Genomic DNA, 25894 nt, shown 5'->3' on the forward strand with positions numbered 1-25894 from the left:
TTGCGGAAGTGGCGGAATTGGTAGACGCACCAGATTTAGGTTCTGGCGCCGCAAGGTGTGAGAGTTCAAGTCTCTCCTTCCGCACCATTATCGGAAAACCCAGCATGATTTTGCTGGGTTTTTTCTTTTTTGGTTCTGGACTCGGGAAATCATTAGATTTGCCGAATTAAAAAAGCGAGCTCATGGCTCGCTTTTTTTCTATCTGTGGATTGAGTAACTTACTACATACCTAAAGCGTATTTCAGTACTTGAGCCTTGATCGGTCCTGAGTTTTCAGCAAACTTCAATGCAGCATTACGTACAAACTTCAATGGCCCAAGATCGTTGCTAAAACTTTTATAGAAAAAGTCCATGCCAGTCTGCATGAGTAAGTTGTCAGGTCGACGTGCACGTTCGTATTTCGCGAGTAAGGCATCTTCCAGCTGCTCTTTGTGTTCTGTTACCGAAAGGAGAACGTCTACATCTTTGAAGCCTAAGTTTACCCCTTGCCCTGCAAGCGGATTGATCGTATGAGCAGAGTCACCCACTAATACGCAATTTTTGCTTGAGTAGCTTTGCGCATGACGACGAGTGAGTGGAAATGAGCCAAACTGTAAAACTTCAATATCGCCCAATTCAGCAGGGAAATGACGTAAGATTTCTTCCCTTAGTTGAGGCTTACCCATCGCACACAGTTGTTTAATGCGTTTTGGCGAGTCATACCAAACCAACGAACCTTGGCCTACTTCTTGACCGTCTTCATTAGTCAAAGAGCACAAAGGTAAAAATGAACGCGGGCCTGAAGGAGTAAATTGTTGCCAAGTGATATCTTGCTGTGGCAATTCTGTTTTCACGTTAATCAACATGCAGTGTTGTCGGTAATCCCACGCAGTCACACCAATTCCAGCCAATTGACGAACTTTAGAGTTTGCACCATCAGCACCAATTACCCAGTTAGCTTCAAACTGCACCCCACTTTCTAGTGTCACAAGGTTTACATCTGCAAACTCAATGTCTTTTAATCGCTCGGGACACATCACGGTTAGATTGTCATACTGAGAGAAGACTTGCCAAAGACCTAATTGGATTAGGCGGTTTTCAACGATATAACCTAGTTGCTCCAATGACAGTTCATCAGAGTGAAAACGAGTACGGCACTCCGGGTGCTCCCAAGTCTCTAAACGCCGATAAGGGCAAACTCGCATACTTTTAATTTCTGACCATGCGCCGAGTGAATCAAGTAACTCCACCGACTGGTGCGAAATCGCAGATACGCGAATATCCATCGCCTGAGCGGCATCAAAAGCTTTGGGTTTTGCACCTTCAACCAAGACAACGTTTCTGCCCTGCTTGGCAAATCCAACAGCGACGGCTGCCCCAACCATACCGCCACCGATCACGGCGATGTCATACTTGTTCATTTTTTACTCTTCATCGTGCTGATTAATTGGCTTTTTTTATTGTACTTTCCATGGCTATTTTTACAAAATTGTTTAACAAAAAACCTTGTTCTGCATAGGGCGAAAAACTAGATTTCATCAGGCTTTGCAGAGAATTAGCCAGATCACTAGTCAGGTGCTTTTTAAAGCAGTACAATACGCCGCTTACCGCCGTGATGGCGGCTATAATTTGAGCAATAGCTCTCCAATTTAAGTACAACTGAACGAGCGAAAGTGAGATGAGTAAGAAACTGCTAATTAAAACCTGGGGCTGCCAGATGAACGAATACGATTCATCAAAAATGGCCGACCTGCTTAATGCTGCAAACGGCTACGAGCTGACGGAAGAGCCAGAGGAAGCAGACGTACTTCTACTTAACACCTGTTCGATCCGTGAAAAAGCGCAAGAGAAAGTTTTCCACCAGCTTGGCCGCTGGAAAACACTAAAAGATAAAAAACCTGGCGTAGTTATCGGTGTAGGTGGTTGTGTAGCAACGCAAGAAGGTGACCATATTCGTGAACGTGCACCATACGTCGACGTTATTTTTGGCCCACAAACTCTGCACCGCCTACCTGAGATGATAAAACAATCTCAGTCGGATGACGCACCAGTTATGGACATTTCGTTCCCAGAGATCGAAAAGTTCGACCGCCTACCAGAGCCTCGTGCGGAAGGCGCGACAGCATTCGTTTCTATTATGGAAGGCTGCTCGAAGTACTGTACTTACTGTGTCGTACCGTACACTCGTGGTGAAGAAGTAAGCCGTCCAATGGATGACGTGCTGTTCGAAATCGCACAGCTTGCTGAACAAGGCGTACGTGAAGTAAACCTACTGGGTCAAAACGTAAACGCGTACCGCGGTCCAACACACGACGGTGAAATCTGTTCATTTGCAGAACTGCTTCGTTTGGTTGCGTCTATCGATGGTATCGACCGTATTCGTTTCACAACGAGCCACCCGCTAGAATTCACTGACGACATCATCGCGGTTTACGAAGATACGCCTGAGCTTGTGAGCTTCCTGCACTTACCTGTGCAAAGTGGTAGTGACCGTATCCTAACTATGATGAAACGCCCTCACACCGCTATCGAGTACAAGTCGATCATCCGTAAACTGCGTAAAGCTCGTCCTGATATTCAAATCAGTTCAGACTTTATTGTTGGTTTCCCTGGTGAGACAGACAAAGACTTCCAAGACACCATGAAGCTAATCAAAGATGTAGACTTTGACATGAGCTTCAGCTTCATCTTCTCTCCACGTCCAGGTACGCCAGCAGCGGATTACCCTTGTGATGTATCAGAACAAGTGAAGAAAGAGCGCCTTTACGAACTACAGCAAACTATCAATGCTCAAGCGATGCGTTACTCTCGCTTGATGCTTGGCACAGAACAACGTGTTCTAGTTGAAGGTCCTTCGAAGAAAAACCTAATGGAACTGCGCGCTCGTACAGAAAACAACCGTGTAGTAAACTTTGAAGGTAGTGCAGACCTAATTGGTCAGTTCGTTGATGTGAAGATCGTAGACGTATTTGCGAACTCACTGCGTGGTGAGCTAGTACGTACTGAAAAAGACATGGATCTTCGTAGTGTGATTTCCCCAACGCAGATGATGGCGAAAACACGTCGCGAAGATGAGCTGGGTGTAGCTACTTTTACGCCATAAGCTCGTATAAATAGCCATGGAGAGCCTGGTCGTTATCAGGCTCTCATTAAGTGGCAAAAAATGAGAGGCAACATTGAGTAATAAAATCGTAACTCTAGAAATTAACCTAGAACCTTCCGACAACCGCCGACTTGCTAGCCTGTGCGGTCCATTCGATGACAACATCAAGCATTTAGAACGTCGTCTAGGCGTTGAAATTAACCACCGTAGTGACCATTTTACAATTGTCGGTAAACCTCATACCGCATCAGCTGCGCTGGATATCCTGAAAACTCTGTATGTTGATACCGCACCTGTACGAGGTGAGCTCCCAGATATTGAGCCTGAGCAAATCCACCTAGCGATCAAAGAGTCTGGTGTTCTTGAGCAGAATACTGAGTCTAATATCGAGCACGGTAAAGAAGTCTTCGTCAAAACCAAGAAAGGTGTGATCAAACCACGTACGCCAAACCAAGCGCAGTACTTAGTTAACATGGTCACGCATGATATTTCTTTTGGTATTGGCCCGGCTGGTACAGGTAAAACTTATCTTGCTGTTGCAGCAGCAGTTGACGCACTAGAGCGCCAAGAGATCCGTCGTATTCTATTGACGCGCCCTGCGGTTGAAGCCGGTGAGAAACTGGGCTTCCTACCTGGTGACTTAAGCCAGAAAGTCGACCCATACCTACGTCCGCTATACGATGCCCTATTTGAAATGTTGGGCTTTGAGCGCGTAGAGAAGCTGATTGAACGTAACGTGATTGAGGTAGCCCCTCTTGCTTACATGCGTGGTCGTACTCTAAACGACGCTTTCATCATTCTTGATGAGAGTCAGAACACCACGGTTGAGCAGATGAAGATGTTCCTAACGCGTATTGGTTTTAACTCTCGCGCAGTTATCACTGGTGACGTCACGCAAATCGACTTACCTCGTGGTGCAAAATCGGGTCTTCGTCATGCTATTGAAGTACTAAGCGAAGTCGACGACATCAGCTTTAACTTCTTTTTAGCAGACGACGTTGTACGTCACCCAGTGGTTGCTCGTATCGTTAACGCGTATGAGAAGTGGGAAGCACAAGACCAGAAAGAGCGTAAAGAGTTCGAGAAGCGTCGTCGTGAAGAACGCGATGCGAAGTTATTAGAAGCAGCGAAAGCCGAACTGAATGCACAAGTTGCTTCCACTAAGGAATAATCATGGCGATTGAACTTGATCTGCAACTGGCAGTCGAAAATGAAGAAGGGCTGCCTTCGCAGCAAGATTTCCAATTGTGGCTAGATAAGACGATTCCTCTCTTCCAGCCACAAGCCGAAGTCACCATTCGCATTGTGGATGAACAAGAAAGTCACACGCTTAACCATGAGTATCGTGGTAAAGATAAACCGACCAATGTGTTGTCTTTTCCATTTGAAGCCCCTCCGGGTATGGAAATAGATTTACTTGGCGACTTAATTATTTGCCGCCAAGTCGTTGAAAAAGAGGCAATTGAACAGAACAAGCCTCTGTTAGCACATTGGGCGCATATGGTTGTACATGGCAGCTTGCATCTGCTAGGTTATGATCATATAGAGGATGACGAAGCCGAAGAGATGGAGTCCCTCGAAACCGAAATCATGCAAGGTATGGGCTATGAAGACCCTTACATTGCTGAAAAAGAATAGCCATTGGCTATTCAGCAGGGAAAGGCGAACCACCAAAATGATTCTCGTGTTCGCCTCTCTATGTGTGCTATCACACTTCTGATAGCGTTACTTAATTGAGAAACAATGAACGAAGATAATTCTCCCTCTTCTAACGAAGATAAGAAAGAAAAGGCAGAAGGTCCGAGTAGAAAGTCCTTCTTTGAGCGTCTAGGTCAATTATTTCAGGGCGAACCAAAAGATCGCCAAGAGCTTGTGGATGTTATCCGTGACTCTGAAGTCAATGACCTGATTGACCATGACACCCGCGATATGCTTGAAGGTGTTATGGAAATCTCCGAAATGCGCGTGCGTGACATTATGATCCCGCGTTCGCAAATGGTTACGGTTGAGCGTACTCACGACCTTGATACCTTGGTTGCCTTGATTACCGATGCTCAACACTCTCGCTACCCTGTGATCAGCGAAGATAAAGACCATGTGGAAGGCATTCTTCTTGCGAAGGACTTACTTAAATACTTAGGCTCAGGCAGTAATCCATTTGATATCGAAGAAGTTATTCGACCAGCCGTTGTGGTACCGGAAAGTAAACGCGTTGATCGACTGCTTAAAGAGTTCCGTGAAGAACGTTATCATATGGCCATTGTTGTCGATGAATTCGGTGGTGTTTCTGGTCTTGTGACCATTGAAGATATCCTTGAAGAAATCGTCGGGGATATCGAAGATGAATTCGATGAAAGCGAAGAGACAGACATTCGTAAGCTTAGCAAGCATACGTTTGCTGTCAGAGCGCTGACAACCATCGAAGAGTTTAATGAGACATTTGGAACTAACTTCAGCGATGAGGAAGTAGATACCGTTGGTGGCATGGTCATGACTGCCTTTGGTCACTTACCTTCTCGTGGTGAACTGGTTGAAATTGAAGGTTACAACTTCAAAGTCACCGCTGCCGATAACCGTCGTGTCATTCAACTCCAAGTGACGATCCCAGACGAAGAAACCCTGGTTGAAGCCACTCAAGAGTAACGCGATACCCATTGGGAATCTCAGAAAATTATAATGATGAATGAACTCTTTCATCGCCTCAAGCGGCCCTTAGTGGCCGCTTTTGTTGGCGCCTCTACTACGCTCGCTTTTGCACCTTACCAGTTGTGGCCTATTGCCATTCTTAGCCCAGCTATTCTACTGATTCTTCTTGCTAACCAAACACCGAAACGCGCACTGTGGATTGGCTATGCTTGGGGGTTAGGTCAATTTGCAACTGGCGTTAGCTGGGTGTACGTCAGTATCTCCGGCTTTGGTGGCATGCCACTGATTGCTAATTTATTTTTAATGGGCTTGCTTGTCGCCTACTTGGCTGTTTATTCAGGCTTATTTGCCTGGCTAAACAACAAACTCTTTCCTCAATTTACGCTCACAAAAGCGCTTCTCGCTGCGCCCGCTTTATGGCTAATCAGTGATTGGTTGCGTGGTTGGGTGATGACCGGCTTCCCGTGGCTATGGCTAGGCTACAGCCAGATTGATGCTCCACTAGCAAGCTTTGCGCCTATCGGTGGCGTGGAACTGCTCACTCTGTTTATCCTTATTAGTGCGGGGGCATTAGCCTATGCTTGGGTTCATAAACAGTGGCTGATGGTGGTTATTCCTGCGGTATTACTCAGCACAGGCTTTGGGATTCGAAACTACGATTGGGTAACACCTCGGCCAGAAGACACGACTAAGCTCGCACTGATTCAAGGTAACGTAGACCAAAACCTAAAGTGGCTACCAAGTCAACGCTGGCCAACCATCATGAAATACGCTGACTTAACTCGTGAAAACTGGGACGCTGACATTATCGTTTGGCCAGAAGCAGCAATTCCCGCTTTTGAAATTGAAGTGCCTTCATTTTTGAGCAATATCGACAGCGCTGCAAAAATGAATAACAGCGCAATCATCACCGGTGTCGTCAACCAAGCTGAAGATCGACAGTTCTACAACAGTATTCTGTCCCTCGGCATCACACCATACGGTGACTACAGCTTCGATTTAAGCGAACGTTACCATAAGCATCACCTACTACCGTTTGGTGAGTTTGTACCATTTGAAGATATTTTGCGCCCATTAGCGCCATTCTTTAACCTACCGATGTCGTCGTTTAGCCGTGGGGCTTTTGTGCAGCCAAACATCGTTGCGAATGGCATGCACATGGCACCAGCGCTTTGCTATGAGATCATCTTTAATGAGCAAGTGCGTCAAAATGTGACTGACGAAACAGACTTCATTCTAACGCTTTCAAATGATGCATGGTTTGGTCACTCTATCGGTCCTCTTCAACATATGGAGATCGCCCGTATGCGTGCCTTAGAGTTGGGCAAACCGCTCATCCGCTCGACTAACAATGGATTAACAGCGGTAACCGATCACAAGGGTAAAATCGTTGAGCAAGTTCCGCAGTTTGAAACTGCAGTGCTGCGCGCAGAGCTCACCCCAACCGATGGGAAAACGCCATATCGAATCGTTGGTACTTGGCCATTGTATATTTGGGTTGGGTTAAGTTTAGCGCTGGCTTTCGGTTTAAGAAGAAAACAGAGCTGATAACAGCTTGAAAGTAGAAAAGACAAAAAAGAGGCGACCAAGCCTCTTTTTTATTCATTGTATTATGCAGTCGTTACGCGCCATTTATGGCTTTAATGACTGGCGAGTAAAGCCTTTGTGACCACATTTAATACACGGAATGATTACAGTTGGGTGGTTATACGTTGTCTTGTGACCACACTCATCACAGACCAAAGTGCCTAAGCCTATCACCTCTCCTGCTTCATATAGCCCTTGATGCTCTAAGTCATCGAACAACTCAACCCACTCAACTTTAGTTCGGTCTGTAATCTCTAACAGCCCTTGCCATATCGAATCCGCAATCGTTAAGTAAAACGGTCCGCTTTTGCTATCCTCGTAACTCTCTGAAAACTCTTTTAAGTCTGCTTTAAGGTACGCTTTGATTAAAGCCAATTCATCTTTGGTCAAGTCATTAGCAGCATCCACCACTTTGCCCGACGTCTCAATCGCTTTGTTAACTTCTTCCGGACTGTGCTTCAAGGTTTCAATCACATCCTCGAGCATTTCCTCATAACCTGTTTTACGTTTAGGCATAACTGACCTCCATCTTTCTCCTACCTGCGTCACTTAAGGGCGCATGGGTACAGATTGGCTATTGTTGTGATCCCTAGCTTTAGGTATTCTATGACGATCTATTTAAGTCTGTTCTAACCGAACTCACAAATTCCAAGATAACGGATACCATCGATGCAAGAACAATACAACCCACAAGATATTGAACAAAAAGTTCAAAAGCACTGGGATGACAACAAAACCTTTGTTGTAAGTGAAGACCCAAATAAAGAAAAATTCTACTGTCTATCCATGTTCCCATACCCAAGTGGTCGACTGCACATGGGTCACGTGCGCAACTACACTATCGGTGATGTAGTATCTCGTTTCCAACGCCTACAAGGTAAAAACGTGATGCAACCAATCGGTTGGGACGCATTCGGTCTACCTGCAGAAAACGCAGCAGTAAAAAACAAAACTGCACCAGCACCTTGGACTTACGAAAACATCGAATACATGAAGAACCAACTTAAGCTTCTAGGCTTTGGTTACGATTGGAACCGTGAATTCGCAACATGTACACCGGAGTACTACCGCTGGGAACAAGAGTTCTTCACTAAACTTTACGAGAAAGGTTTAGTTTACAAAAAGACTTCTTCTGTTAACTGGTGTCCTAACGACCAAACTGTTCTTGCAAACGAGCAGGTTGAAGACGGTTGCTGCTGGCGTTGTGATACGCCTGTAGAGCAAAAAGAAATCCCTCAATGGTTCATCAAAATCACTGAATATGCTCAAGAGCTACTAGACGACCTAGACAAGCTTGAAGGTTGGCCTGAAATGGTGAAAACCATGCAGCGCAACTGGATTGGCCGCTCTGAAGGCGTTGAGCTGAAATTTGAAGTTAAGGGTCAACAAGACCTAGAAGTTTACACGACACGTCCAGATACGCTAATGGGTGTGACTTACGTGGGCATCGCAGCCGGCCACCCTCTTGCAGCTCTTGCTGCAGAGAACAACCCAGAGCTTGCAGCGTTTATCGACGAATGTAAGAACAACAAGGTTGCAGAAGCTGAGCTAGCGACAATGGAGAAGAAAGGTATGGCTACTGGCCTTACTGCTATTCATCCATTGAACGGCCGTGAAGTACCAGTATACGTAGCAAACTTCGTATTGATGGACTACGGTACAGGCGCGGTAATGGCAGTACCTGCACACGACCAACGTGACTACGAGTTCGCAACGAAGTACGGTCTAGACATCGTGCCAGTTATCAAGCCTGCTGATGGCAGCGAGCTAGACATCTCTGAAGCGGCATACACAGAGAAAGGTGTACTGTTCGATTCAGGTGAATTCGACGGCCTAGAATTCCAAGCGGCGTTCGATGCAATTGCAGCGAAGCTAGAAGCAGAAGGCAAAGGCACTAAGACTGTAAACTTCCGTCTACGCGACTGGGGTGTATCTCGTCAACGTTACTGGGGCGCACCAATCCCAATGGTAACGACTGAAGACGGTGAAGTTCACCCAGTACCTGCTGACCAACTACCAGTGATTCTTCCAGAAGACGTGGTAATGGACGGCGTAACCAGCCCAATCAAAGCAGATAAAGAATGGGCGAAGACCACATTCAACGGCGAACCTGCTCTACGTGAGACAGATACGTTCGATACGTTCATGGAATCTTCTTGGTACTACGCGCGTTACTGTTCACCGCAAGCAGACGACATCCTAGATCCAGAAAAAGCAAACTACTGGCTACCAGTAGACCAGTACATCGGCGGTATCGAGCACGCTTGTATGCACCTACTGTACTCACGCTTCTTCCACAAGTTGCTACGTGACGCGGGCTACGTAACGTCTGACGAACCGTTCAAGCAGCTACTGTGTCAAGGCATGGTACTGGCAGACGCGTTCTACTTCGAGAACGAGAAAGGCGGTAAAGAATGGGTTGCTCCAACAGACGTAGCTGTTGAACGTGATGGTAAAGGCCGCATTACTTCTGCTAAAGACACTGAAGGTCGCGATGTAACGCACTCAGGCATGATCAAGATGTCTAAGTCTAAGAACAACGGTATCGACCCTCAAGAAATGGTAGATAAGTACGGCGCTGACACAGTACGTCTATTCATGATGTTCGCGTCTCCAGCAGACATGACGCTTGAATGGCAAGAGTCTGGCGTAGAAGGTGCGAACCGCTTCCTGAAACGTGTTTGGAAACTAGTGAAAGAGCACACAGCGAAAGGCGCAGCAGAAGCAGTAGATACAGCCGCGCTTTCTGGTGATCAAAAAGCACTTCGCCGTGACGTTCACAAAACCATCGCGAAAGTGACGGACGATATCGCTCGTCGTCAAACATTCAACACCGCGATCGCAGCGATCATGGAGCTGATGAACAAACTAGCGAAAGCGCCTCAAGAATCTGCGCAAGATCGTGCAATCCTTGACGAAGCACTGAAAGCTATTGTTGTCATGCTTTACCCTATCACTCCGCATATCTCATACGAGCTATGGGCAGCACTAGGTGAAACAGACATTGATAACGCGGCATGGCCGACGTTTGACGAAAAAGCGCTAGTTGAAGACGAAAAAACTATCGTTGTTCAAGTTAACGGTAAGCTACGTGCGAAGCTAACAGTCCCAGCAGATATCTCTAAAGACGATATCGAACAGCTTGGTCTAAACGACGAAAACGTGGTTAAGTTCACTGATGGCCTGACTATTCGTAAAGTTATTTACGTTCCAGGTAAACTGCTGAACATCGTTGCAAACTAATCGCAGCTGTCAATTTGTCTCTGTGTAGCGAACTTATTTGTTAACCAAGAGTCATTAAACAGGGTAGTTTTCTACCCTGTTTATTTACCTCAAACCATTCACATGAGTGGTTTAAGGTAAATAACCCCTTCAATTTAGGATGAATACAATCAATGCGCTTTTTCTCTTTGATTAAACTACCAGTGGTATTGGTATTAGCGGGGCTTCTTTCTGCCTGTGGTTTTCACCTTCGCGGCGAGTATTCCGTACCGGAAGAGCTGCACACTATGTCTTTCTCCAGCTACGATGAATACAGTGAATTAACTCGCTATGTACGCTCTCAACTCGAACTGAACAAAGTTGAACTTGTTCAACCATCATCGACGGTACCCAACCTTCATTTGACGGAAGCGACAATCGATGAGCGTACACTATCGCTTTATCAAAATAGCCGTGCAGCAGAAAAAGAGCTGACATACGTAGTAAAATACCGTGTGACGATTCCTGGCTATGGTTCTAAAAACTTTACGACAACAGTAAACCGCAACTACCTAGACAACCCGTTGACTGCACTTGCAAAATCTGTTGAGCGTGACGTAATTGAAGACGAGATGCGCTTGCAAGCTGCAAAACAGATGATGCGCCAGTTGGGCCGTATTCGTGCCGAATATGAAGCAGGACAAATCTCTGAGCCAGCGAACAAAAACTCTTAGTCACTATGCGAATTTATGCCGATAAGCTAACGGATCATTTAACTAAACAAGTTAAACAGGTTTACTTAATCTTTGGTAATGAGCCGTTACTGATTCAAGAAAGCCGCCAAGCCATCCAAAAGGCAGCGTTTCAGCAAGGTTTTGAGGAAAAACACCGTTTTGCTGTGGATGCTAGCATCGACTGGAACCAAGTTTACGACTGTTTCCAAGCGATGAGTCTGTTTTCAAACCGTCAATTGATTGAGCTTGAAATTCCTGAAAGTGGCGTGACAACCGCCGTCAGCAAAGAGCTGCAAACACTGTGTGATATGCTTCATGATGACATCATGCTCGTCATTGTTGGTAGCAAACTGCCCAAAGCCCAAGAAAATGCGAAATGGTTCAAAGCATTAAGCTCAAAAGGCGACTGGGTAAGCTGTTTGTCGCCAGATCTACAACGCTTACCTATGTTCATTCAGGCACGTTGCCGCACGTTGGGCCTAAAACCCGATCAACAATCACTGCAAATGTTGGCTCAATGGCATGAAGGTAACCTGTTTGCATTGTCACAAAGCTTAGAGAAATTGGCCCTACTCTACCCGGATGGTGGGCTGACCATCATACGTTTAGAGGAAGCCCTAAGTCGCCATAATCACTTTACTACGTTTAACTGGATCGACGCCTTACTGGCAGGTAAAGCAAACCGTGCACAACGTATTCTTCGCCAACTTGAGGCGGAAGGGGTCGAGACCGTGATCTTGATTCGAAGTGTACAAAAAGAGTTGAGCCAACTTTTAAATATGCATCAAGACTTAACTCAAATGGGAATGAACCAGGTATTTGAGAAATATCGAGTTTGGCAAAACAAGCGTCCACTCTATAACGCAGCACTGACCCGCTTATCGGCGAGTCGTATTTGTGCATTGCTCTCCTTGTTGGCTCAAGCAGAGATAAAAGCCAAAACTCAATATGACGAGTCTGTATGGCCAACTATTCATCAGTTGAGCTTAGAAACCTGCTCTCCTGATATTAAGCTGGCAATTTAAAAATCAAAGCGTGATATAGTGCGCGACCTGTTTTGCAAGCAAGAATGTAAAACACTGTAGAGATAAGAGACAAACCGAGGAAAACCGAGTGCTTCGCGAAGAACTGAAAGACTTTTTAGCTGATAAAGCCGACGACATGAAAGCGGAAGACATTATCGTCCTAAATGTGGAAGATAAATCAAGCGTGACAGATTACATGATCATCTGTACTGGCACATCCAAACGCCACGTTTCATCCATCGCTGACCACGTTGCAACAGAAGTGAAAAAAGCCGGTCTTGAGCCACTAGGAATGGAAGGTGAAAACGAAGGTGAATGGGTAGTCCTAGATATGGGCGACGCCATGCTTCACGTGATGCAAGAAGAGCACCGCGAACTCTACCAGCTAGAAAAACTCTGGGGTTAATCTTTTGAAAATTCAACTAATTGCTGTTGGCACAAAAATGCCAAAATGGGTTGAGGAAGGCTTTCAAGAATATCGTCGCCGTTTCCCACATGATATGCCATTGGAGTTGATTGAAATCTCTGCTGGCAAACGTGGAAAAAATGCCGATATCGCTCGTATCCTGCAAAAAGAAGGGGAAGCGATGCTCGCTGCGGTACCAAAAGGCAACCGTATCGTCACGTTAGATATCCCAGGTAAAAAATGGGACACTCCTCAACTCGCTGAGCAGTTAGAAGCTTGGAAATTAGATGGCCGTGATGTATCAATCTTAATCGGCGGTCCTGAAGGACTCGCTCCTGCATGCAAAGCTGCAGCAGACCAAAGCTGGTCATTGTCTGCCTTAACGCTACCCCACCCTTTAGTGCGTATCGTAATGGCAGAAAGCTTATACCGAGCGTGGAGCATCACCGCGAACCATCCGTACCACCGCGAATAATCGTTGTTTAACTTTAGAGCCAAGCGTTAATGATTCGTAAGCGCCGCAGTCAAATCCGAGATTATCAAGCCGAAGCGCGTCTGTTTGCCAGCCGCGCTATTGTCGCTTTTATCGGTATTGTTCTCTTGATGGGAGCTCTGGTCGCCAACATGTACAACATTCAGGTGAACCAGTTTCAAGATTATCAAACCCGCTCGAACGATAACCGTATCAAAGTGGTTCCTATCGCGCCTAACCGAGGTCTGATTTATGATCGAAATGGTGTTTTACTGGCAGAGAACCGTCCCGTCTTTAACTTAGAACTGACTCCAGAAAAAATTAAAGACATTGATGCAACCATCCAAGAACTACAAACCATTCTGGAAATTACCCCAGATCAGATTGAACGTTTCCACCAAGAGCGTAAACGGACTCGTCGATTTAAGTCGGTCCCACTGCTTACCCAACTGAACGAAAAACAAGTAGCGGTATTCTCCGTCAATCAGTACCGCTTTCCTGGTGTAGAAATAAGTGCGACCTTAAAGCGCTACTACCCTTTCAGCGAAGTCTTAACCCACGTGATTGGTTACGTTTCTCGAATCAATGATCGCGACATGCAGCGCCTGATCCGAGAAGAAAAAGACGCAAACTATCAAGCCACTCGCGACATTGGTAAGCTGGGTATCGAAAAATACTACGAAGACCTCTTACACGGTACGGCCGGATATCAAGAAGTCGAGGTAAACAGCCGCGGCCGCGTGATTCGTACGTTAAAGTACGTTCCACCTGTACCCGGAAAAGACATCGTTTTAAACCTTGATATCAACTTGCAGCTGTACGTACACCAATTATTGGATGGCCGCAGAGGCAGTGCTGTAGTGATCGATCCTAGAGACAATGGCGTACTGGCTATGGTTTCAAGCCCTAGCTACGATCCTAACTCGTTCGTGCACGGAATCTCGGGTAAAGACTATCGCGCCCTTTTGAACGATAAAAACCGTCCCTTGGTCAACCGAACCACACTTGGCATTTATCCACCCGCGTCTACCATCAAACCATTTATGGCGGTAGCCGCGCTACAAGAAGGTGTCGTCACACCGAACACTACGCGAAATGATCCAGGTTATTGGCGCATACCAAACTCCAACACTCGCCCATTCCGTGACTGGTTGCGTTGGGGACACGGACGCGTCGATATCATTAAGTCGATCGAAGAGTCTGTTGATACCTTCTACTATCAAATCGCTTATGACATGGGTATTGACCGTATTTCGAATTGGATGATGATGTTCGGTTTTGGTGATTACACTGGCATCGATATCTACGAAGAAAGTAAGGCGAATATGCCGACTCGTGACTGGAAAATGTCTCGCCATAAAACCCCGTGGTACAAAGGCGATACGATCCCTGTGGGTATCGGCCAAGGTTATTGGACAGCAACACCAATGCAAATCGCCAAAGCGACCTCCGTATTAGTAAATGAGGGAGAAGTTATCGCACCTCACTTGCTCAAAGCGACGATAGAGAACGGCAACGACTTCGAAGAACAACAAACAACAGAATACGTGACTTACCCGCCAATCAAGAATGTACCGAAAAAGTACTGGGATATGGCGAAAGAAGGCATGCGTCGGGTAAACCATGGCACGCGCGGAACAGCTCGCCGCTCATTCTACAAAATGAGTTATCAAACAGCGGGTAAATCAGGTACTGCACAGGTCTTCGGTCTGGGTGAAAACGAAGAGTACAACGCCGATGAGATCGCCGAGCACTTACGTGACCATGCGTTATTTACTGGCTTTGCACCATTTGATGATCCAAAAGTGGTCGTCACTGTAGTACTAGAAAACGCCGGCGGTGGTTCTAGCAACGGTGCCCCAGTAGTAAGGAAAATTTTTGACCGAGTCGTTCTAGGCCCAGAAGAAATTGAGCCTGAAAACAATGCGAAGAAAGAGGTAAAACAGTAATGAAGATGGATCCCTCTACAGGTAAAAATCGCGCCCTGTTTGAACGCTTCCATATCGACTTACCACTCCTACTTGGCATATTGGCCCTGATGGGGTTTGGCCTCGTGATCATGTACAGCGCTAGTGGCCAAAGTTTACTGATGATGGATCGCCAAGCTATGCGGATGGTGCTTTCACTCGTTGTGATGATCGTTCTTGCGCAGCTTTCTCCACGAACCTACGAGAGCCTGGCACCTTTGATGTTCGTCGGCGGCGTCATACTGCTCTTTGGCGTGCTGTTTTTCGGTGAAGCATCTAAAGGCGCACAGCGTTGGCTTAACCTCGGTTTTGTGCGCTTTCAACCTTCCGAGTTATTGAAGCTCGCGGTGCCATTAATGGTGGCACGCTATGTAGGTCGACAACCCCTTCCGCCAACGCTAAAAACACTCATCGTTGCACTGATTATGGTCTGCTTGCCAACCATCCTCATTGCAAAACAGCCTGACTTAGGGACCTCTATTCTAATCGCCGCTTCCGGTATTTTTGTTATCTTCCTCGCGGGCATTAGTTGGAAAATCATCGCTGGTGCCGCCATCGCACTCGGTGGTTTCATTCCGATTTTGTGGTTCTTCTTGATGCGCGAATACCAAAAAGTTCGCGTACGTACTCTGTTTAACCCAGAGTCTGACCCGCTAGGTGCGGGCTACCACATTATTCAGAGTAAAATCGCGATTGGCTCTGGTGGTATTTCAGGCAAAGGTTGGTTGCAAGGCACTCAATCACAACTGGAATTTCTTCCTGAACGACACACTGACTTTATCTTTGCAGTAATTGCTGAAGAATGGGGTATGATTGGCTTCCTTTGCCTTTTAGCCATCTATCTATTTATTATTGGACGAGGTTTATACCTCGCCAGCCAAGCGCAAACCGCATTTGGACGAATGATGGCAGGCAGTATTGTACTCAGCTTCTTCGTGTATATTTTTGTAAATATTGGCATGGTAAGTGGCATCCTACCTGTAGTAGGTGTACCGTTGCCACTCATTAGTTATGGCGGCACATCAATGGTAACCTTGATGGCTGGCTTTGGTATTCTGATGTCAATTCATACGCACCGAAAAGCATTCTCTAAGGCGACCTAGACATGCAAAAACGCGCTTTATATTCCTTGGTTTTCTCTGCTCTTATTTTGGCAGGCTGTTCATCAACTAGCCAAAAAGAACAAGAAGGCCGTTACGAACTCGAATCCGATGTTGCACCGGATACACCGCTTTCAGTCGAACACATCGAGGATGCGCACCCTAAATATGAACCGTACAGCCTAGGTGGGAACAAAGATTACCACTTGCGTGGCAAAGACTACAAAATAGTTCGCGATGCCAAAGGCTTTAAAGAAAAAGGCCGCGCATCTTGGTATGGGAAGAAGTTCCAAGGTCATTTGACTTCTAATGGCGAAATCTATGACATGTACTCAATGACAGCGGCTCATAAAACGCTACCGTTACCGAGTTACGTAAAAGTCACCAACACTGACAACGGCAAAACTACCGTAGTACGAGTTAATGACCGAGGTCCGTTTCACGATGGCCGTATTATCGATTTAAGCTATGCCGCAGCACATAAGTTAGATGTGATAAAAACAGGCACCGCGAACGTGGAAATTGAAGTGATCAGTATCAATCAGCCCACGGACAAAAAGTCATTAGAAGCGCACCCTAAGTACGTTATTCAAGTGGCATCATCAAAAAATGAAGAGCGCGCGCGAACTTTAGGCACCGAGCTTGGTCAAAAATTGGATACAGAAACTTTCCTAGAAAATGCGAAAGAGTCTTATCGCTTGTTGTTAGGGCCATTTACTGACTATTCCCTGACGCAAGCCACTCTAGATAAAGTAAAGTTGCTCGGCTATTCGTCTGCATTTATTAAAAAACACAACACTGCCAAATGACCTAGTGTCATGAATTTCTCCTCGATCCCCTCTTACATAGCTGGGGATTCTGATAAGATGTCCGCAGTTAACCCAAAAATTTGAATTACCATGAATAAAAATAAGTTTGTGAAATCTATTCTCGTTTCTTCGGTTGCCCTTTCTGCAACTTTCGCTCAATCTGCTCTTGCATCACCTATCGTTGTTCCAGATGCCCCTCAAATCGCGGCGAAGGGCTACGTACTGATGGATTACCATTCAGGTAAAGTACTGGCAGAGAAAGAGATGAACACAAAATTGTCTCCAGCCAGTCTGACTAAGATGATGACCAGCTACGTAATCGGCCAAGAACTAGCGCGTGGTAATATCTCAGAAGATGACGATGTCACCATCAGTAAAAATGCATGGGCGAAAAACTTCCCTGAATCATCAAAAATGTTCATTGAAGTGGGGACAACTGTAAAAGTACGTGACCTAAACCGCGGTATCATCGTCCAGTCTGGTAACGATGCCTGTGTAGCGATGGCTGAACACATTGCAGGCTCAGAAGATGCGTTTGTTGACCTAATGAACGCTTGGGCCAACACACTAGGTATGACGAACTCGCACTTTGCCAACGTTCATGGCTTAGATAACGCTGAACTGTACTCGACACCATACGACATGGCATTGCTAGGTAAAGCCCTGATCCGTGACGTACCAAATGAGTACCGCGTGTACTCAGAGAAGAAATTTACTTACAACGGCATCACCCAATACAACCGTAACGGTCTACTTTGGGATAAGAGCATGAACGTTGACGGCATCAAAACGGGTCACACAAGTAATGCGGGTTACAGCCTAGTAAGTTCAGCAACTGAAGGTCAAATGCGCTTGGTTGCGGTCGTTATGGGTACTAAAGATGCCAATGCTCGTAAGTCAGAAAGCAAAAAGCTACTAAGCTACGGCTTCCGTTTCTTCGAAACAGTGGCACCGCACAAAGCAGGTCAAACGTTCGTTGAAGAAAAAGTGTGGATGGGTAACAAAGACACTGTAGCGTTAGGCCTTGACCAAGATACTTACGTAACACTACCACGTGGTGAAGCGAAAAACCTAAAAGCCAGCTTCGTCCTTGAAAAAGAGCTAGAAGCCCCAATTAATAAAGGTGATGTAGTTGGTAAGCTATACTATCAGATCGATGGTGAAGATATTGCCGAATACCCACTAATGGCACTAGAAACCGTAGAGCAAGGTAGTCTATTTAGCCGCATGTGGGATTACATCGTATTGTTATTCAAGAGCTTCTTCTAAGAAGAACGTTAGAATAGCAAACTTATTCGCAAAGCCGCCTGAAAGGGCGGCTTTTTAAGTTTGAGATCCTCGTCTTGAGTTCCCCCTAATTTGACTGTACTATTTCGCACCGCAACGAATATCTACTGGAGTTATCGATATGCTAACCATCAACTCTGATGCAAAATTAAAAGACCTGCTTGAGTTCCCTTGTTCATTTACTTACAAGGTAATGGGTCATGCAAAGCCTGAACTTCCAGAGCTCGTTCTTGAAGTTATTCAGCGCCATGCTCCAGGTGACTACAGCCCGACCGTTAAACCAAGTGCTAAGGGCAACTACCACTCGGTATCAATCAACATCACTGCAACGTCTATCGAGCAAGTTGAGACGCTATACAAAGAGTTAGGTGAAATTGACATCGTGCGCATGGTTCTATAATTTTTTGATAGATTAAATTTTTTTTGAAAGCAGCTTCGGCTGCTTTCTTTTTATTTATCAATCAGATAACAAAACTTTACATCGCTTTCAGTTAAAAATCTGTTACTCAGCGGTAGAGCATCAGGGTTATCCGGTTTATAATCCAAAAACTTTATATATTAGCAACAGGAATTCCCATGCAACACCAACTTGTTGTAAAACGACTTGGCCGCCAAGACTATGAACCTGTATGGAAGGCGATGCATGAGTTCACCGACCAACGCACAGAAGAAACCCCTGATGAAGTCTGGTTGGTAGAACATAACCCAGTATTTACGCAAGGTCAGGCAGGTAAAGCTGAGCACCTTATTAACACTGGTGACATTCCTGTTGTACAAAGTGATCGCGGAGGCCAGGTTACGTATCATGGCCCTGGTCAGTTGGTCGCCTATTTCTTGATCAACTTACGCCGCAAAAAATTAGGTGTACGAGATCTCGTTACCACTATCGAGAACCTCGTGATCAACACGCTAAAAGCATACAATATCGATTCGGCCGCGCGACCTGACGCACCAGGCGTTTACGTTGACGGTAAAAAAATATGCTCTCTCGGTTTACGCATTCGTAAAGGATGCTCGTTTCATGGCTTAGCCTTGAACGTAAATATGGATTTAACACCGTTTCTGCGTATTAACCCTTGTGGTTATGAAGGTATGGAAATGGTTCAGGTCAGCCAATTCGGCGGCCCAGACAATGTAGAAGCCGTAGAAAAACAATTAATAGAAGAACTCGTTACTTTGCTCGACTATGAGCAAGTAGAATTCAGCACAGAAGCACCTTCTCAAGGTAATAAAGCATGAGCAAACCAATCCAGATGGAAAAAGGCGTTAAATATCGTGACGCCGATAAAATGGCATTGATTCCCGTAAAGAACATGCCTACAGAGCAGAAAGAAGTGCTACGTAAGCCTGATTGGATGAAGATCAAGCTACCAGCCGACAGCCAACGAATTCAAGACATCAAGGCGGCGATGCGCAAGAATAAACTTCACTCCGTATGTGAAGAAGCATCTTGCCCTAACCTAGCGGAATGTTTTAACCACGGTACAGCTACCTTCATGATCCTAGGTGCCATTTGTACTCGTCGTTGTCCTTTCTGTGACGTTGCTCATGGCCGCCCATTACCACCGGAAGCAGAAGAGCCTCAAAAACTGGCGAAAACCATCGCCGATATGAAGCTGAAATACGTAGTAATCACTTCTGTAGACCGTGACGATCTGCGTGATGGTGGTGCACAGCACTTTGCCGACTGTAACCGCGAGATCCGTGCGTTGAACCCGCATATTAAGATTGAAACTCTGGTTCCTGACTTCCGTGGTCGTATGGACGTAGCGCTTGATCTAATGAAAGATAACCCGCCAGATGTCTTCAACCACAACCTAGAAACAGCGCCACGTCTTTACCGTAAAGCTCGCCCAGGTGCAAACTACAAGTGGTCGCTGGAGCTTCTTAAGAAGTTCAAAGAGCAGCATCCAGATGTACCGACCAAATCTGGTTTGATGATGGGTCTTGGTGAAACCAAAGAAGAAATCATCGAAGTACTGAAAGATCTACGCGCACACGGCGTAACGATGCTGACTCTAGGTCAGTACTTAGCGCCAAGCCGTCACCACTTGCCAGTAGAGCGTTACGTTCCGCCATCAGAGTTTGACGAGCTAAAAGAAGTTGCACTAGAGCTTGGCTTCACGCACGCAGCGTGTGGTCCATTTGTTCGCTCTTCTTACCACGCCGATATGCAGGCTCAAGGTATCGAGATTAAATAAGCTCTCGCTTGTTTTAAAAAGCCTGTTTTGAAAAGAAAGGTTGGCTCAGTGCCAACCTTTTTTGTATCTGTCAAATGGTGATAAAAAGCCATTCTACCTCCGTCATTCTGAACAGCGAGGAACGAGCGTGATTGAGAATCAGTTTCCAACGTACTGATGATTTTTTGGGAAACGCTGAGTAAAAGAGTGTGCCTCAACAAGATTCCTGATCTCGCCTAGGCTCGTCGGAATGACGCGGTTTGGATATATTGAAAGGGACAGTGTTGGTAGCCATCTCCTTATCACACACTCTTCGCTATATCTCATTCCAAACGCCAGACAAACAAAAAGGCCCTCAATTGAGGACCTTTAGTATATCAATGTTCAAAATAGACGAGTCGAGTTCTAGGAGAACACACGGAGTTTGCGCGAGCAAATGAGTATGTTCGACACCGAAATCGACTCATTCTATGAAGAACAGTTAGGCGTAAACCGGTAGACGCTTACAAATTTCGAGCACTTTCTGTTTAGTCGCTTCGATAACTTCTTCGTTGCCGATGTTATCTAGAACGTCACACATCCAGTTTGCTAGCTCTTTTGCATCTTCTTCAGTGAAGCCACGGCGAGTGATCGCTGGCGTACCTACACGGATACCAGACGTTACGAATGGGCTGCGTGGGTCATTTGGTACTGAGTTTTTGTTCACTGTGATGTTTGCTGCACCTAGTGCCGCGTCTGCATCTTTACCAGTGATGTCTTTGTCGATCAGGTCCACAAGGAACAAGTGGTTTTCTGTGCCGTTAGATACGATTTTGTAGCCACGCTCTTGGAATTGACCAACCATTGCTTTTGCGTTTTTCACTACGCGAGCTTGGTAAGCTTTGAACTCTGGCTCCATCGCTTCTTTGAACGCTACTGCTTTACCAGCGATAACGTGCATTAGAGGGCCACCTTGACCACCAGGGAACACTGCTGAGTTCAATTTCTTGTACATATCTTCGCCAGCATTTGACAAGATAAGACCACCGCGAGGACCTGCTAGTGTTTTGTGCGTCGTTGTTGTTACCACGTGAGCGTGTGGAACAGGTGTTGGGTATTCGCCTGCTGCGATAAGACCCGCTACGTGCGCCATATCAACGAAAAGGTAAGCATCTACTTTGTCCGCGATTTCACGCATGCGCTTCCAATCAACGATTTGCGAGTAAGCAGAGAAACCACCGATGATCATCTTAGGCTTGTGCTCAAGCGCTAGCTGTTCCATCTCGTCGTAGTTAATTTGACCCGCTTCATCGATACCGTAAGGGATAACGTTGTAGTGCTTACCAGAGAAGTTAACTGGAGAACCGTGAGTCAGGTGACCACCGTGCGCTAGGCTCATGCCAAGAACTGTATCGCCTGGGTTAAGAAGCGCCATGTAAACCGCGCTGTTTGCTTGAGAACCTGAGTGAGGCTGTACGTTCGCGTATTCACAACCGAACAGTTTGCATGCACGGTCGATAGCAAGTTGTTCCGCTTTATCTACGTACTCACAACCGCCGTAGTAACGCTTGCCTGGGTAGCCTTCAGCGTATTTGTTCGTTAGCTGAGAACCTTGCGCTTCCATTACACGTGGGCTTGTGTAGTTTTCAGAAGCGATAAGTTCAATGTGCTCTTCCTGGCGAAGAGTTTCTTCCTGGATAGCTGCGAACAGTTCCGCATCGTAATCTGCGATGTTCATATCACGCTTAAGCATCTGTATCTCCTGACTCAGATTAGTACTGAAAGTTGCAAAAAAACTGTTGAATGACCCTACGCAAACGTTTTCGTCACCCTAATGGCGCGCATTCTACATAATTTGATCTGGGTCATAAAGAGAAATTTACAATTTTTCTCATGCAGTTTTTTCATGATGGCAAGCAATCTGTATCACGCCCGCATTGCAATTGCATAACGGCGATCTATTGCCTGTCAATTTTGTGCTTTACACCCTGTAAAATAGCAATTACATAGGTTTACCGTAAATTTTACCCTCTAGCTACCGAAAAGATCATCTTTTTACTACTATGCACGCCTTATTTATCACTAATGACTGCAACATTGATGGAAAAACACTCATTAAAAGAAGACTGGATAGCGATTCTCACGGGTACCTTTTTGGTAGCTCAAGGCGTTTTCTTTCTCCAATCCGCGAACCTTCTAACGGGAGGCACGACTGGATTGGCTCTGCTTATTAGCCAATTTACACCTTTTACCTTTGGTGTGCTGTACTTTTTAGCAAACAGTCCTTTTTACTTACTAGCATGGAAACGCTTCGGCCGTCATTTCGCCATTAATAGTGCCATTTCTGGCGCGTTGGTTTCTATCTTTGCCGATCATCTTTATTTGCTAATCTCGCTCGAATCGGTAAATGAAATTTATTGCGCCGTCGCAGGCGGGCTTTTAATGGGGCTCGGTATGCTGATCCTATTCCGACATCGCTCCAGCTTAGGTGGCTTTAACGTGCTGTGTTTGTTTATCCAAGACAAATTTGGCATTTCAGTTGGCAAAAGCCAAATGGCAATCGATGCATGTATCCTGTTTGCTTCATTCTTCTTTGTCACACCAGAAGTGATTGGCCTTTCAATTTTGGGGGCGTTTGCACTCAATGTCGTGTTAGCGATGAACCACAAACCGCACCGCTATTCCGTGACCTACGGTTCATAAATTTTTGATAATGATTGAAGCGCGATTTATAAGATTTCGCGCTCCAATCGCTATATAATACTTCGCGATTTCCAAATAGATCGGTACGGTATGCGCGACTTTCTGCAACAAGCTAAACAGACTCACAGTTGTATTGCGATTGGAGAGCTGATCTATAACCCGAAGACACAGACCCTTCATCAAGATGCTATCGCGATTGATCTTGAACCTCGCACCATTGAATTATTAGAACTGCTGTTAACAAGAGTTGGCCACCCACTCTCTGCTGACACCATTATTGAAACCATTTGGCAGAGCAAGTTCATCTCTAAGAATGTGCTCACGAACCGCATTAGCACCTTACTTGCACTGCTACAGCAGTACTTACCCGAATACGATGCCGCTAAGCTTTTAGTCACTTACCCCCGCAAAGGCTACTTTCTTAACCCTGCCAATATTCGTTTGGTGCCACCAGCGAAAAGCCATCGACGTGCTATTACAGCTCAAGTTGCGAACCGTAAGAACTTCAAGCTAATTTTTGCTTATAGCTTGTGTGCCATACTTGCAGTTTGTAGCGTGACGCTCGCAAGCTTGTTATGGCAACGCCAAGAAATCTCAACACAACAAACACGTCATCAACTACTGATTCCCAAAGTCGAGCTACTACTCAACCGTGTCGATGCGATTGGTTCCGAAGCAAGAAAGTATCGCATACTAGTCAAAGCCATCTTGCTGCAACAACAGGTCGAATATCCATACACCGACATCGCCAACCAAGAGGCTCCCAGTTACTTTCTTGATCCTATCGGTCATACGCCATATTTCCCTGGCGCACGAAACATGCAGACCAGCGACTACGAGCTCAATATCGAGTTAAAAGACGGCGCAGAGCAAGGCATCTTGAAAGCGCAGATGAACCTTATTTATCCTGCGACGGGCAAGCTGGCGTTTCGCAATGAGTACACACTGCGTTTATCTGACCTACAATCGGATATTTTCCAAATGCACTCGGATGTCGCGCATACTTCAATCTGCCTGCCCCTTCGGCAAGTACGTGGCAGCTTTCGGGTGTTCACAAAAAAATGTTATTCGAGAATGCCTTTTCTAGCCAACCTCTCCGACAATCTGATGAGTTTGCGGCTATAACAACGGCAAGACATCTCGCCTTATACGAGCACGAACATCAAAAGCTGGAAGCGTATTTAACTCAAGTACATTCGTCGTTTGATGTTTTGCCAGATGAGCTGAGCCTCTGGTTAGGTCTATTGCATTTCAAATTAGGTAACTTAGACAGGGCAAAAACTCTGTTAACGACACCAGATGGCGACTCACGTATCCAAAACGCGCTGATTTATACGTTTGTGTCTCACATCGCTTATAAACAAAACAAACTCGAACAGTTCCGTCTCAACTACATGGAATCACTGGTGGCACTGCTGCGCGTTTTACCTTCCGAGACATTGTTTGAACGTCTTTCTCAATCTGAATCGAAAGAGACTTGCCTTCAACCATGGAAAACGTTGCATGTCAGTTTGACCGATCAAGAAATTATCAGCCGATGGAAAGCGCTCATCAACGAGTATTGCACCAACGTAGCTAACGAAATAAGCCCAAATAAAACAAAGACCTAAATATAAAATTAAGCTTTCGTTAAGCCCTATTAGCTTTTGTTTTTTGCCCTTTTTAGCTCACTAAACTTAGCATGCTCGCATTCAAGCAACGGCCCAACATGAAGCGGCCTAATCAATCAGGAATGTAAACCATGCTAAACAAAATGACGCTTATCGCAGCAGCAACTCTGGCTCTTTACGGCTGTGGCGGCGGTTCATCTTCTGGCAGTGCTAATCCAAACAAAGTGCCTCAAGAAAGTTTCGACATCGCGATTCAAAACTCAATCTTCGCTCCCACGCCAAGCACACAACTAAACTACGCGTTTAGCCTGGATGGCCAACCTGAAGGCGAGATGAAACTGAGTTTCCAAGCGATGGATAACGAGCAATTGTTGGCAGCATTGGCACAAATCCCAAACAGCGAAGCAATGGTCCAGTTGGTTAATGACTTGGTGAACTACGGCGCCAAACAGTTCTACTATTCTGACGAACAGTACAACGACGATGAAGAGAGCAATACGCTTTATTTTGCAGGCTCTGATGGCGCACTTCATGAAGTCACCGACGCTTATTCCATTAACCAGCAGTTTGTTGCAATGCTGATGCACAGCAGCCCTATTTTCTGTCTCAACGGTGACGACGTAAAAGAGAAAAGCCCGAACATTGATATCGGTGAAGAGACCATATCTCTGCAAACCACTCTAACAGGCTACGCAGTTCACAACCTACTAGACAGTTTTGAAGAGCATGAGTGGGTGCAAAACCTGCCAATGACAGCATCTTGCCAAGTGGTTTGGCGGCAGCAAATCCGAGAGACTGGCGTACGTAAAACGTTCTCGATTTCAAGCAAGAAAATTGAAGCGGCGTACCTGACGGAAGAAAATACTTACAACCTAAACTGCGATGATATGGACTCAATGGAGTTCGCCACTTCGGCAGAACGTTGGTTTAACCCGAGCTTAGGTCTGATTGAGCAAATCGAGCTGCTAAAAGTACAACAAGTACAAATCAATGAAGAGAAAGTGCTGCTAACAGCAATTGAAACAAAATAAGCCTGTACTCCACAAGTATCTCGCATCTCAATAAAAAAGGCTTTGGGGAGCACACCAAAGCCTTTATCTCGAACA

22 protein-coding genes, 1 tRNA gene and 1 pseudogene are annotated in these 25894 nt (G+C 45.8%); 21 read left to right on the forward strand and 3 right to left on the reverse strand.

Annotated elements, in window-relative coordinates; translation table 11 throughout:
- Nucleotides 1–2: 2 nt before the first annotated feature.
- Nucleotides 3–87: transfer RNA gene (locus CAG69_RS03885), tRNA-Leu, on the forward strand.
- 134 nt (nucleotides 88–221) lie between these two features.
- On the opposite strand, the gene CAG69_RS03890 is transcribed toward CAG69_RS03885, so the two are convergent.
- Complete coding sequence (locus tag CAG69_RS03890) at nucleotides 222–1400, reverse strand: 2-octaprenyl-3-methyl-6-methoxy-1,4-benzoquinol hydroxylase (protein WP_161442812.1); 1179 nt, start codon at nucleotides 1398–1400, stop codon at nucleotides 222–224.
- Nucleotides 1401–1657: 257 nt separating this feature from the next.
- On the opposite strand from CAG69_RS03890, the gene miaB reads away from it, so the two are divergent.
- From miaB to lnt, 5 genes are all read left to right on the forward strand, one after another.
- Complete coding sequence (miaB, locus tag CAG69_RS03895) at nucleotides 1658–3082, forward strand: tRNA (N6-isopentenyl adenosine(37)-C2)-methylthiotransferase MiaB (RefSeq protein ID WP_005391310.1); 1425 nt, start codon at nucleotides 1658–1660, stop codon at nucleotides 3080–3082.
- Between the two features lie 73 nt (nucleotides 3083–3155).
- Nucleotides 3156–4253 (forward strand): PhoH family protein, encoded by a 1098-nt coding sequence (locus tag CAG69_RS03900; RefSeq protein ID WP_161442814.1) that lies wholly within the window; start codon nucleotides 3156–3158, stop codon nucleotides 4251–4253.
- A gap of 2 nt (nucleotides 4254–4255) precedes the next feature.
- Nucleotides 4256–4720, forward strand: coding sequence for an rRNA maturation RNase YbeY (gene ybeY / locus CAG69_RS03905; protein WP_005391311.1), 465 nt, complete (start codon nucleotides 4256–4258; stop codon nucleotides 4718–4720).
- 105 nt (nucleotides 4721–4825) lie between these two features.
- Nucleotides 4826–5725: a CNNM family magnesium/cobalt transport protein CorC gene (gene corC, locus CAG69_RS03910; protein WP_005384118.1), complete on the forward strand. Its 900-nt coding sequence runs from the start codon at nucleotides 4826–4828 to the stop codon at nucleotides 5723–5725.
- A gap of 33 nt (nucleotides 5726–5758) precedes the next feature.
- Nucleotides 5759–7276, forward strand: a complete 1518-nt coding sequence (lnt, locus tag CAG69_RS03915) for an apolipoprotein N-acyltransferase (RefSeq protein WP_161442815.1) — start codon at nucleotides 5759–5761, stop codon at nucleotides 7274–7276.
- Nucleotides 7277–7360: 84 nt separating this feature from the next.
- Here lnt and CAG69_RS03920 read toward each other — a convergent pair whose 3' ends face one another.
- Entirely contained in the window at nucleotides 7361–7831 is a 471-nt protein-coding gene (locus CAG69_RS03920) for a zinc ribbon-containing protein (RefSeq protein ID WP_005373024.1), read from the reverse strand.
- Between the two features lie 153 nt (nucleotides 7832–7984).
- On the opposite strand from CAG69_RS03920, the gene leuS reads away from it, so the two are divergent.
- From leuS to lipA, 12 genes are all read left to right on the forward strand, one after another.
- Nucleotides 7985–10558, forward strand: coding sequence for a leucine--tRNA ligase (gene leuS / locus CAG69_RS03925; protein WP_005391313.1), 2574 nt, complete (start codon nucleotides 7985–7987; stop codon nucleotides 10556–10558).
- A 152-nt stretch (nucleotides 10559–10710) separates the two neighbouring features.
- The gene (locus tag CAG69_RS03930; protein ID WP_005384122.1) at nucleotides 10711–11250 is read left to right on the forward strand and encodes an LPS-assembly lipoprotein LptE; all 540 of its coding nucleotides are present in this window, start codon (nucleotides 10711–10713) and stop codon (nucleotides 11248–11250) included.
- 5 nt (nucleotides 11251–11255) lie between these two features.
- Nucleotides 11256–12275: a DNA polymerase III subunit delta gene (gene holA, locus CAG69_RS03935; protein ID WP_161442818.1), complete on the forward strand. Its 1020-nt coding sequence runs from the start codon at nucleotides 11256–11258 to the stop codon at nucleotides 12273–12275.
- A gap of 88 nt (nucleotides 12276–12363) precedes the next feature.
- On the forward strand, nucleotides 12364–12681 hold the full coding sequence (gene rsfS, locus CAG69_RS03940; RefSeq protein ID WP_005373015.1) for a ribosome silencing factor: 318 nt from the start codon (nucleotides 12364–12366) through the stop codon (nucleotides 12679–12681).
- Between the two features lie 4 nt (nucleotides 12682–12685).
- Entirely contained in the window at nucleotides 12686–13156 is a 471-nt protein-coding gene (gene rlmH, locus CAG69_RS03945; RefSeq protein WP_017821762.1) for a 23S rRNA (pseudouridine(1915)-N(3))-methyltransferase RlmH, read from the forward strand.
- Nucleotides 13157–13185: 29 nt separating this feature from the next.
- Nucleotides 13186–15102, forward strand: coding sequence for a penicillin-binding protein 2 (gene mrdA, locus CAG69_RS03950; protein ID WP_005391316.1), 1917 nt, complete (start codon nucleotides 13186–13188; stop codon nucleotides 15100–15102).
- A complete protein-coding gene (gene rodA, locus CAG69_RS03955; protein ID WP_005391317.1) occupies nucleotides 15102–16223 on the forward strand; it encodes a rod shape-determining protein RodA in 1122 nt (373 codons plus the stop codon). Before mrdA ends, rodA begins: the two co-directional genes overlap by 1 nt.
- A 2-nt stretch (nucleotides 16224–16225) precedes the next feature.
- Nucleotides 16226–17029: a septal ring lytic transglycosylase RlpA family protein gene (locus tag CAG69_RS03960; RefSeq protein ID WP_046874297.1), complete on the forward strand. Its 804-nt coding sequence runs from the start codon at nucleotides 16226–16228 to the stop codon at nucleotides 17027–17029.
- 90 nt (nucleotides 17030–17119) lie between these two features.
- Nucleotides 17120–18298 (forward strand): serine hydrolase, encoded by a 1179-nt coding sequence (locus CAG69_RS03965; RefSeq protein ID WP_161442820.1) that lies wholly within the window; start codon nucleotides 17120–17122, stop codon nucleotides 18296–18298.
- A 139-nt stretch (nucleotides 18299–18437) separates the two neighbouring features.
- Complete coding sequence (ybeD, locus tag CAG69_RS03970; protein ID WP_005384135.1) at nucleotides 18438–18716, forward strand: DUF493 family protein YbeD; 279 nt, start codon at nucleotides 18438–18440, stop codon at nucleotides 18714–18716.
- A gap of 176 nt (nucleotides 18717–18892) precedes the next feature.
- The gene (gene lipB / locus CAG69_RS03975) at nucleotides 18893–19555 is read left to right on the forward strand and encodes a lipoyl(octanoyl) transferase LipB (RefSeq protein ID WP_005391320.1); all 663 of its coding nucleotides are present in this window, start codon (nucleotides 18893–18895) and stop codon (nucleotides 19553–19555) included.
- The gene (gene lipA, locus CAG69_RS03980) at nucleotides 19552–20517 is read left to right on the forward strand and encodes a lipoyl synthase (protein WP_005391329.1); all 966 of its coding nucleotides are present in this window, start codon (nucleotides 19552–19554) and stop codon (nucleotides 20515–20517) included. Before lipB ends, lipA begins: the two co-directional genes overlap by 4 nt.
- A 460-nt stretch (nucleotides 20518–20977) precedes the next feature.
- Here lipA and glyA read toward each other — a convergent pair whose 3' ends face one another.
- Complete coding sequence (gene glyA / locus CAG69_RS03985; protein ID WP_005391333.1) at nucleotides 20978–22228, reverse strand: serine hydroxymethyltransferase; 1251 nt, start codon at nucleotides 22226–22228, stop codon at nucleotides 20978–20980.
- Between the two features lie 347 nt (nucleotides 22229–22575).
- Between glyA and CAG69_RS03990 the strand changes: the two genes are divergently transcribed.
- The 3 genes and pseudogenes from CAG69_RS03990 (at nucleotide 22576) to CAG69_RS04000 (ending at nucleotide 25819) form a co-directional block, all read left to right on the forward strand.
- On the forward strand, nucleotides 22576–23178 hold the full coding sequence (locus CAG69_RS03990; RefSeq protein WP_161442822.1) for a YitT family protein: 603 nt from the start codon (nucleotides 22576–22578) through the stop codon (nucleotides 23176–23178).
- Nucleotides 23179–23268: 90 nt separating this feature from the next.
- Nucleotides 23269–24788, forward strand: a pseudogene (locus CAG69_RS03995) (winged helix-turn-helix domain-containing protein).
- A gap of 131 nt (nucleotides 24789–24919) precedes the next feature.
- Nucleotides 24920–25819, forward strand: a complete 900-nt coding sequence (locus tag CAG69_RS04000) for a hypothetical protein (RefSeq protein ID WP_161442824.1) — start codon at nucleotides 24920–24922, stop codon at nucleotides 25817–25819.
- The last annotated feature ends 75 nt before the right edge of the window (nucleotides 25820–25894 follow it).

The sequence above is a fragment of the Vibrio sp. V43_P6S15P86 genome, assembly GCF_009904725.1.
GTDB classification, from domain to species: domain Bacteria; phylum Pseudomonadota; class Gammaproteobacteria; order Enterobacterales; family Vibrionaceae; genus Vibrio; species Vibrio diabolicus.